Origin of the sequence: Vallitalea sp. (genome assembly GCF_025211055.1) — a bacterium.
GTDB lineage: Bacteria > Bacillota > Clostridia > Lachnospirales > Vallitaleaceae > Vallitalea.
On sequence record NZ_JAOARO010000026.1, the window covers coordinates 1 to 11,282 of the forward strand.

The 11,282-nt window shown below is 31.7% G+C and carries 7 protein-coding genes; all 7 read left to right on the forward strand.

Annotated features, from left to right (window positions below; all coding sequences use genetic code 11):
* Positions 1 to 480: hypothetical protein (locus tag N4A55_RS03550; protein ID WP_293754129.1), on the forward strand; the 480-nt coding region annotated here is incomplete at its 5' end.
* Between the two features lie 58 nt (positions 481 to 538).
* Positions 539 to 6,997: a hypothetical protein gene (locus N4A55_RS03555; RefSeq protein ID WP_293754130.1), complete on the forward strand. Its 6,459-nt coding sequence runs from the start codon at positions 539 to 541 to the stop codon at positions 6,995 to 6,997.
* 120 nt (positions 6,998 to 7,117) lie between these two features.
* The gene (locus N4A55_RS03560) at positions 7,118 to 8,065 is read left to right on the forward strand and encodes a M23 family metallopeptidase (RefSeq protein ID WP_293754131.1); all 948 of its coding nucleotides are present in this window, start codon (positions 7,118 to 7,120) and stop codon (positions 8,063 to 8,065) included.
* A 45-nt stretch (positions 8,066 to 8,110) separates the two neighbouring features.
* Entirely contained in the window at positions 8,111 to 8,752 is a 642-nt protein-coding gene (locus tag N4A55_RS03565) for a hypothetical protein (RefSeq protein WP_293754132.1), read from the forward strand.
* A gap of 12 nt (positions 8,753 to 8,764) precedes the next feature.
* Positions 8,765 to 9,034 carry a hypothetical protein gene (locus N4A55_RS03570; RefSeq protein WP_293754133.1) on the forward strand — a complete coding sequence of 90 codons (270 nt, stop codon included), beginning with the start codon at positions 8,765 to 8,767 and terminating at the stop codon, positions 9,032 to 9,034.
* 16 nt (positions 9,035 to 9,050) lie between these two features.
* On the forward strand, positions 9,051 to 9,404 hold the full coding sequence (locus N4A55_RS03575; protein ID WP_293754134.1) for a hypothetical protein: 354 nt from the start codon (positions 9,051 to 9,053) through the stop codon (positions 9,402 to 9,404).
* Positions 9,405 to 9,481: 77 nt separating this feature from the next.
* The coding region (locus N4A55_RS03580; protein WP_293754135.1) for a hypothetical protein at positions 9,482 to 11,282 on the forward strand (1,801 nt) is incomplete at its 3' end.

Genomic DNA, 11,282 nt, shown 5'->3' on the forward strand with positions numbered 1-11,282 from the left:
ACAATAATATTAAGAACACATCAAATAAGATGTCTATTGAACAATTTACTTTTAAGAGGTTATTTACGGATAACTATGGATGATCTAATGTCTGGGTTCGAAATTGATGGTAATACAATCAAAATGAAGAGGTCCGGCTTTGACTCCAAGTATACATTGGGTATGAAATATTTAAGGCGTCGAGGTTTAGAAAACTATATTAACCAATATACCTCTCAAGAACTTGACGTACTTAGTGTTCTTCCTTTGGGAACAGATTCCCTTCGTAATATATATACTATTGAAAAAATGGATAGAATACTATCCAGAAAGAAAGTTACCTATGACTATGAAGTATTTACTATAGCATATAACAAATCTGGGTATCTAGCAATTTTTGAAAAAAAAGATGGATATGGATACTGGGCTGGAACTGGTTTTAAGCTAGCATATTATATAGATGATAAGTGCAATTTTATAGAATGTAAATCAATAAAATAAGAAAAGTATAAGATCATTATCTTATACTTTTTTTATTTATAAGGAGATAAAAAAATAAATGAAACATAAAATATTAGCATTATTAATAACATTGACTTTATTAACAACAATTATTCCCTATAACGTATATACAGCTGATAATGGAGGTGCAATTGGTGATAACGGCTCTATACCCGGCGGTGGGTCACCTGGTAAAGGTGGCGGAATATGTGGAACACCATGTTTTAGAGTAGGAATAATATCAGAAGAACTTAGAAAACCTTTGAATTATGATGATAAATATCCTATACCTGTTAATGAACAGATAGAACAACAATATGTTAACCATTTTCCTAGAATGTCTAATTCCATAATATTTTGTCCTTCAGATGCTTATGATGATAATTCATTGATAAAATGGTATAATGCCAGTTCTTCGAATTTTGATCCTGTAGATAGTAAATTTAATTCCTATAAACTTAGAAAACTTGGTGATAGTTATATGGTTGGTAATATATTTTATGAGGTATTATATAATAAACTTACAACTAATCAAATTACGGATTTAGCAGATGGAAAATGGTTAGAGGTATTAGATAAAAATTCCCATTCCAAATGTATGCAAGTATGGAATTATTTATTAAAAGATTGGACTGCTGAAGGAGATTCTCCACTTTCTATAAAATATAAATTAAATAAATTTACACACTTCAAGGAAGGCGAACTAGAAGAGGATGAAAAACTAAAAAATGAAATAGGCTACCTTCAATTACTTATGACAATCTATGTATTAGCCCCACCCCCTCTTCAAAAAAACATCTATAAAACAATAGAAAGATACATTATCAAAGATGATGTTCTAGCCAATCCACCTATTGTAGCAATAGACACTGTTGTAAGAGTATCGGTACCTGCTTACTCATCAAAATATGTATATGTTCCATCTGTAGATTATATGATGTATGTATCAGGTATAACAGCTTCCAACCATCTCACATCTCCTACTGCCCCAGCTTTTGATACTCCTGAATCTGAATGGGAATATGGAAGTGATCATACAAGAACAATAATTAAAAACCTAGTCAATAAATCAATCTCTAAAGCCCCTAACTGGAAAAGAATAACTAGTATCCATGGTACTGCTTTTAAATATAATGGTTTTGCTTGGGGTCAAGCTGGCGTCATTGGTAAGTCAAGCAGAATATATACGGGTTCGGGTTCAGCTGAATGGAAAAGAACTCAAAATGAAATAACGGGAATTATGGAATCTCTAAAATTCAAAGATTCCCATTATGGCTTTGTATTAGTATCTGGATATCAAACTTTCGCACCTGATGAAAATCCAACAGGAGGTTATTCCATCACAACAGATACACCCTCACCTGAGATCGTAAAGGAAGAAAATGCGACTGTAATCGGTGATGTCATCAAAGTAACCTTAAAAGGCAACCTAAATAATCTAGAACAGGATGCATGGAACAAACTATTGAGTTATGATAATTTTGAAGTTGGATACCCAAAAATCAAACTAGATCTTGAGGTCATGCACCCATCAGATAGTGCTTACTCTGATATATTAAATTCTAAATACCCATTGACTACAACAAGTAACTGTTCCTACTCTAGTGATTGGCAATATATTGATAAAGATGATTTATTGGGTTTTATTACAGGTAAAGTTCCTTTGGAATATATTCACGAAGTTATGGATTTTCCAGTTGAACCTTTATCTTCATACACTTTTAAATACAAGTCATCCATTGAAGTACAATTAAGTTCAAAGAAAAAAGCAATTACTTTAAATTCAATACCAACTAATACTGCAGAAAAAACATTTGAAACCCTTGGTCCAACACCAGTAATTTTCACAATACCTACATATGCTTCTGAAATAAAACAAGGTCACCCTTATGGAGAAACTTTTGAAGCTATGGCTGGTACTCCAACTACGAGAGACCTGTACTTTGCAACAGGAGGAAGTGAATTTATTATTGAGATACATCCTGAATATTTAAAAGACCAGAAAATTAATAGAACCTATAAATCAAAGTTTTCAGGAACTCCTTGCGAATTTCAGACTGGAGATCAAGCAGGCAACTATACTGTACCGCCACCATCAGGTGCAAACAGTTCTGATACTAGTGTTAATGTGCATGGTGGAGATCTAACTATCTCAGCAACATGGACAGGTTCACTACCTTGGACAGGCTCAGTTTCTTACTGGGATCATGGTACAAGTGTTACTAACTCATGGGATTACTCTAATTACGAAACAGCCAAATCCCAAGCTCAAGATTGGATATCTACTATAAATAATTATGAAATATCCCATACAGCTGCCAGTGATAAAGAAACAAGAACCTTCAAAAACTGGAATGTACATATAACAACAGATAGTAGAAATGATGGTCCATCTGGTGATGCAGACCCTGGACAAGAATATATAGCCCCTACCCCACCTTCTGGAGATCCACCAACAGGTGGTGATGACGGTCAAGATTATATTGCAGCAAGTGGCCATGATGGAGGTCCCGGTAATTATACCATAACAGTAACTGGTTCTATTCCTGCTCATATCCTATGCGGTCCTTGTCATACTCACGAATTGCCTGCCATAGAAGATACCTGGAAACAGGAACTAACTTATGATACTACAAAAATAACTAACGTTAATGTATGGAAAATTCATCGTAGTAAAATTAATGGTATGATTACTCTCCTCGGTACGGACGAAGTCACAGCTGACGTAGTTCAAGGAGATCCTAATATATTTTATAACATTGCAAAAACAGAATCCTCAAAAGATGGAAGAATAAGATACAGTCTTGAACCACAACAACATGATGCAGTAATGTGGGATGAGGGTATTAGAACAAACAAATGTAACGGTCTAGGTTCTTCACCCTATGTCTCAGGCTCTGGACATAGTTCAGATTATGCTCATGGTATACTTTATACCAATAATAGCTATTCAACTCAGGAAGATTATCACAAGTTAAATGCAGATAATATAGATAAACAAACAGAAGAATATAATAAATTTGATTCCAGAAGAAATATGGAAAACAAAGCCACAGTAATATCTGATTTCGTTATTTTGCAAACATCTTCTGGAGACCAATCCTTATTATATTTTAATAAAGACTCTGAAATAATAAAGTCACAACAACAGTTTAAAAAAGTAACCAGTACCTTTGATGAAATGTGGCTTAATAATCCTGAATCATGTGCTAAATGGTTAGGTTATGAAATCAATGTAGGATCTTATAATGGAGAATTCTTTTCACCAAAGACCAAATATGATGGTACAGGAGATAAACACAAGACAATGACCATATTAGATGATGATCCTGCTCAAACAATAATACGACCTACCCGCCCTTCTCAACCTCTGTGTATAGTAAAAACAGGTTTAGACATTAATGATACTATAAGTAATGGCGAATACATAACGGGTACATCTTCAGTATTCTATAAAAACATATTAAGCACTGGAAAAAGCTTACATTATAGAGATGAATATAACCCTGATTATGGAGAATCAGGTCTTACTTACGAAACTAAATATCAAAACTCAGAAAATTTCACTAAGATAAATGATATAGTTATACATAATCCTGTATCCGCTGAATCAGCCATAATATATCCTATAGATTCATCAATGGATCAACGTGTTTTTGACAATGATAATCATATTGGGGGAAATCTACAATCAGATATAACTGAATATGTTACAAAACTGAAAGAAATACATCCTTATCAAGATTTTATTTATAATGGTAATGCAGAGGAAACTACGGCTAATGGAAATATTATTAATTGGATTGGTGAAGTTAATAATAAAGATGGTGTAACATTCAAAAGGATAGATAGCAATGATAAAATAGCTGGAAAAGGTTCTTTTTATATTGAAGTACCGGCTAAATCTAATAGAATAGCAAAATATGTTTCAACATCTCTCGGTGAACCTAACATTAATTACAGTTTTACAGGTATGATGAAATGTCATAATTGCTTTGGTAACTTTTTAATAGAAGCACTTGATTCAAATGATAATGTTCTTGCTACATGGTCCTCAGACTCTTATTCAGATGTGCAGGCTAAAACAATGAATATATCTTTCCGATCACCAACTAATACTGCAAAATTAAAAGTTAATATAATAAATGGTAACTCTAATAACACAGATAATAACAATGAATATATTATTGCCGATAATCTTTCTATTACAAAAGAAAATGGTGATACATGTGAATGGATACCAAATAAATATACAATCCATGAAGAAAGAGAAATGGATAATCCTGATTATGTAACCCCCTATACTATTGCAAACCCTGAATATATTCCTGAAAAAATAGTTAAGAATCCAAATTATGTACCACCTATCAATGTACCTCAGCAAAATATTTATTCAGGTTCTTATACTTTTAAAAATCCAGCAACAGTTAGAGTTAATTTATATGGTGCTGGTGGTGGTTACTATCAACATTTAGATCATGAAAAATATTACACTAATAGTCAATATGGAAATGGTATCGTATATGTAGATACAGGTGATATTTTATCATGGAATGGGACTAATCTATATAAAAACAACAGTATAATAGCAAACTATAGATGTGGTGCTACTTCAGGACATAGTGCTGATTCTTGTGCTGATGCAGAAAGATTAGCAAAAAATAATGGTGGTAGTGTTTATAACTATGCCCTATCAAATTTCTCTTACTCAGGTTCTGGCAGTAATTATTTTACAGTTCCTGCTTATAATCAACCTGGAAACGGAGAACCAGAATATATTACTATCCCTGCAGTTGGAGAACCTACTATTCTAATAAATAATGCTAACTATCAACCTGCAGTTGAATCTAATGGAATCATCACTCCTGCAAAAGGAACGCCATATATACCTGATTTATCCCCTACACTAACATCCATTGTTAAAACTGAAAAGACTTTATCTCAACCTCCTGATGACTGGTATGAAACAATACTAGAAGTAATTCCAGCTAATCCAAATATCAAACTCCCAGATGGTAATTATGCTTCATCAGGAGATATGCTAATGCTTGATTATCCATTCAAAATATATTTTCCTAACGAAGGTGATTTTTATGGAAATGGGGCATTAGGCCTTGCTGAAACTAGTGAGTATAGAGGTAAAGGATTCACAGATAACATGAATACAACTGAATGGACTTCTGAAAAGATTGCTAAGTTTGATTATAATGTAATTTATAATAACGTCCTATACCCTGCTGGTTCAGAGATTTCTTTATATCCAATTAATCAGGAATGGTATCACTTTTATTTACCACTAGCTAATAAAGAAGCCATAAGTGCTGGCGTAAAATTCTATGCCGTTGCCAATAACGGTTCTGGTATAGATAATACTAAACCAACTAATAAGAAAAGGTATAATAATAAAAATGCCAGACATTCCGCACTTAAGCAATATAACATAGATATTGTTGGTCGTATAGGTAATCTTGTTATGGAAGATACAGGTGATTTTAGATTTTCTAATATATTCAAGAAACCTGTAACTCCTACTGATTGGTATATACCTAATGTAGTACCAAAAGTACAAATAGATCAACAGAACAATTATATAGGTAACTCAGTAGATATAAGAGGCGAATCTGCTTCACCAATTACCAATTATCTTAATACTTACGGCTGCCTTGATTTTCTCCAAAAAACACCTTTAAGTTTTCCTCTATCTCCTTCAATAAATAATATAGAGGCTTTAAAAAGGCAGCCGTTAAGAGTAGGTTATCCAATATTTATGGATATACAAACTATCGGTAATTATTATTCCTATATGCAAATCATTCCTTATTATTATGGGCTCAACCTAAATACAGGAGAATTAACTCCTTTGGATGTATATATGGAAGTTGATAAAAAATATCAGCCTATTAATATATTTGGTGGCGGGCAATCCATATTAGACTACCCAATTACTCTTAACTGGGAAGAAGAATCTGCCAGACGTAATTATCTTAAAGAAGAGCAAGATATTACCGAATTTGTTAGAGATAATACCTATAATGTTGACTCACAAGGTAATGAAATACCTATAGGTATGCCTATAGGAAAATACCATACATATGGAAATGCACAATTCATGCAACTTAATGAACGAAACAGAACGTTCATAGGTACTCCATACACTTACGGTATGAATAGGAATCCAGGTAATCTACTCTCTGATTATGCCTACAATCAACAGGCTCAGAGGTGGCATTTTACCTTGAAACTTCCATCATCAACTATATTCGTACCTCATGGTTCTAACATAACCAACAGCAACTTAAATCAAATGATGAATGATTCAACAGTTGTTATTGCTGCTGCTAATATAAAAGCAATTGGAGATACTTATTGCTTACAATATAAACATCATGGAGGAAATGGAAGCGTAACACTAGCTGGTAAAACACATTCTTTAGATTCTATTCCTTATAGTGTATATGCTGTTTATTCATCAGAGAAATCTTCATCAGACGATTTAAGTACTTCTGGAACCCATTAAGTATTAATAGCTATTTAATCCAATATTATCTTAACTATTAATCCTATTTTAGAAAAAGAGTAATAAATTACTATTTACTCTTTTTCTAATTCTAATCCAAATAGCTTAGGAGGCATAAATATGAAAAAAGTAATTATTACAGTTATTATATTTATAATCAGCTGCCCTATATCAATCTATGCAGAAAATGCTTCTGCCTTGCTGGACATATATGGAATTGAAAAAGTAGTTTCTGTAGAAATGGAAGAAAAATTGTTACAAGATATAACTAAAGAGTATTATAGTGTACAGACAGAAATCAATAAAGATGAAATGGTAGAAAAAGCTATAGATATTTATTCAACCAATTATGAAAATATCCTTAGTAAATATGACGCTGAGATTAACACCCTGCAACAACAGCTACTAGAATTAAAAACTACTGTTTATGAAAACAGAAATAACTCTGTGGAATATCTTCTAGAGTTAGATTCAGAATATAAATCAATTCAACTTCATATACAAGACTTATTAAAAGAGAGAAAAATACAGGTTAAACAACTAGATTTATTATCTTTTGATAATACAAATGCCCATAAAATGGAAAAAAAATCCAAAAAACTTAAAAACAAATTAAAATCTCAAAAGAAGGCATATGAAAAAGCAATAACCTATCCAGAATTAGGAGATGTAAATAATCTTAATTATCCTTTGAATAAATCCAGCCATGTTACATCTGGATTTGGTACAAGAACCGATCCCATAGAAAAAGATAAGATACATTTCCATAATGGGATAGATCTATCAGCTGCTTTAAAAACTGAAGTAACTGCTCTATTTAATGGTACTGTTGAAAAAGCAGGTCATAGTAATGCTCTAGGCTATTATGTTATCCTCAATCATGGCAAGGGAATTAGAACTATATATGGACATCTAAATCATTATATCGTAAGCCAAGGACAACAAGTAAACCAATATGAAGTCATAGCAAGTTCTGGTAATTCTGGTAGTAGAAGTACTGGTCCTCATTTACACTTAGGGCTTTATATTAATGGTATCCCTGTTGATCCTAGCAAAGTATTCAAATAACTATTTTTTTAGATTATTTTAAGATATTTATAAGGAGGCAATTAAATGCTAGTAACTTCAAAAAAACGATATTTACCTACTACTATTAACACTCTAGTTTTATCTAAAAATGATGATTTTTTCTATATCCACAGAGATGTCTATGATAAAGCTATCATATTAAATGATAGCTTTACACTAGAAGAACTCATCAAAAACATAGAACCTCAAAAAAACTTATCAGCAATTCAATATTTTTACGATAATTCTCCTACTCCAATTAATATTCTAGCACCTTTTCTAGGTTTGGTTGTAGAAGGTTTACCAGAAGATATTGAAATACTTACTGGCGCAATACATGTAATAACTGCCGCAACAGACGTAAAGGCTTTTACCAGAATACATACAGAACTACGTAAGACCTTGGAATTCTCATTATATATCCAAGAAGAATATGAAATGGCTTGGGAAAGATTTTTTATGACTAGTATTCCATATGAAGAAAGAAATACGCTAATTAATAATCAACCTGGGCTCATACAAGAAGAACCTTCAATTAACCCTTCTGAAGAAAAAATTGAAAACACTACCCTTCCTGATTTAGAGAGTAATACTAATGAACTCATAGAAGTAGATGATGAATTTTCCAAAGAAATGGAAAAAGAGAAACTAAGAAACATTCTTCAAATTGATGATATGAATATATAAGGAGAGGATCATATGCCAGAAAAATTATTATCAACTAACACAGAAGCCTACAACACTCTTGAAGATATCAGTAAACTTATAGGAGATATTATAGATTCTTCAAAAGGCTTTAGAAGTAAGATAGAAACTACATATGATAAAGTTGAATTAGCATTTCTAAAACGTCTATTAGATTCAATAATACTAGTAGAACATGACGCTCTAATACTAAAACAAGAATTTACAGATATAAGAAAAAATATCCCTATTGAACCCCATCAACCTAATGCAAAAATCAAATAGAAAGGAAGATATCCCCATGGGTGGTAAAGCCAAATTATTAGACCCTGTATTATTAGAAAATCTCTATATTGAAAGCATACAATTTAAAGGTAAATCAGAAGAAACATCAAATAAAATACGTGTTCTTATCAATAAAGTAACTGACCCCATGTTTATGCACAATATAAAAAGTGATGAAAACGAAAAATTGATAGAATCTATTATGACAAGTAAGCAATCCCTTGAAGATTTACTTGAATTCCTAAAAACCACTGCTAATTATATAGATAGTACCTTAGAAGGTACAATTTGTCATACAGAACAAGTATACGGTCATAACAATACAGATGGGAGAAATTCTATTAATGAACAACATATTTTGAAAAGATAATCACTTTACTTTTAATTGAATAAATTACTGTGTAAATATCCTTAATAAAACAAAATGTAACTTAGGAGGTAAAAGATATGATATATGTAGCATCATTATCAGGTTTTGGCAAAAAAACATTCGAAGATAAAACACTTCAAACAAAGATGGATAAGATTATTGAGCAACTCCACTTGAGTCCCAAAATAACAGGTATGGATACGATTGTTCTAGGTCCAAAAGACCTTTCTGTTACTCAAACTAGGAACGCTTTTATATCTGCATTAAAAGAAAAACATGAAGATATTCTCATAATCTATTTATACACCAACGATAAACAAGCTAAATATCTTGGAAATGAGAGTATAATAGGCAAAAAATTAGATAGAAAAATTAACCTTAGAAATTTTAAAGAGGCTGTTACAGAGCTTTTGGAAAATAAAACATTAATAAAGAAAGAAGATATTACTAAAGTTAAGAAAAAGAAAACTGAAGAACCAGAAGAAAACCCTAAAAAGAAAAAGCTTAGTAAAAAAGAAATAAAAGAACCCAAAATTGAACTAGAAACACCTAAAGAAGAACCAACCCCATCTGATGAATCTATACAAGAGCCTGAAGATGACGTTATAAAAGAACCTGTAGAAGTTATAAAATTACATAAAGTTAAAACCCTCGAAGAACGTATTAAAGAATGTACTAGTTTCTCAGATTGGAATCTATTCAAAAAATTACTAGATAAAGATACCATTGTAAGGGACTTGATGACAGAGAATAATCAATTTGCTGAAACTATCAGTATGCTCCGTAACGTTGAACAAGAAATTGTGACTATATTTAAAAATGAAAACAAAAATTCTGAACAAAAATTTGAAGAGATTAGAGAACTGGGAATAAAACGCTCTGGTTATAAAACTTCATGGAACAATATGATTGCTGAAAAAGTAATGTCCATATTAGCAACCATGACTACATCCGCCGAGTCAATTATACACTCTCGTTTGAGAGAAATAACTTCTGCACTTGACAAATTCTCTTCTAATACTAAGTTATACTATAAAGAAGATAAAGAGAAACTTAATGAACTAATAAAAGAGCGCTTAGACTTACAATTTCAACTACACGAATTATCTAAAAGCTTAATTACTGTATATCAATCTATGGATGAAACTGTTAATGATATTATGAAGTCATTTGATAATGAATTACCTTCTGAGAATAAATATATTAATGAGATATATAAAACTTCAAAGAATATATTTACCCCTATCAATGCACCACAGCTTGCAACTAAATTAATGAGTGACCTTCAGAAAAACAGAATCTCCCTTTCTGCTCTAGAAAAAAACATTCAAGAAGTCATAGCCAAGGTGTTTCAACTATGTGAATTAGATGAAACCATCATACTTCATCAAAACAAGCTCATTAAACTTCTTGAGGCAAATAATGTAGAAGATGTGGTAATCGTTGATACAATCCTAAAAAATGCTCTAAGACTTTATATAGGACCATATGAAGTAGGTACAAGAGCTACAGCAATAACATGGGCAGGTATATTGTCCAGAAGACATAATTCACTGCTCGTTGATATAAGTGGAAGTGACAAATTCAGGTCATATGGTATTGAACCTATAAGTCTTGAAAATTTACTCAACAACAGAATTCAAGAACAATTTTTATGTGTTGAAGGTGACTTACTCTCAACTTCAGTTAAAATAGAGAATGTTATTGCAGAACTCAAAACAAGACTCAATTACTATTCATATATAAATATAATACTAGAGGCATCTCAGACCTCTCTTATCAAAACACTTGCCGAACATGCACTTTCGGTAACTTATATTACAGATTGTACTACAAGAGGAAATACATTACTTAAAAATGCAATAGATACTATAACTA

What these genes read in the sequence shown, in the direction of transcription:
- N4A55_RS03555 (WP_293754130.1), top strand. Translation starts at nt 539, where the DNA reads ATGAAACATAAAATATTAGCATTATTAATAACATTGACTTTATTAACA.
- N4A55_RS03565 (WP_293754132.1), top strand. Translation starts at nt 8,111, where the DNA reads ATGCTAGTAACTTCAAAAAAACGATATTTACCTACTACTATTAACACT.
- N4A55_RS03570 (WP_293754133.1), top strand. Translation starts at nt 8,765, where the DNA reads ATGCCAGAAAAATTATTATCAACTAACACAGAAGCCTACAACACTCTT.
- N4A55_RS03560 (WP_293754131.1), top strand. Translation starts at nt 7,118, where the DNA reads ATGAAAAAAGTAATTATTACAGTTATTATATTTATAATCAGCTGCCCT.
- N4A55_RS03575 (WP_293754134.1), top strand. Translation starts at nt 9,051, where the DNA reads ATGGGTGGTAAAGCCAAATTATTAGACCCTGTATTATTAGAAAATCTC.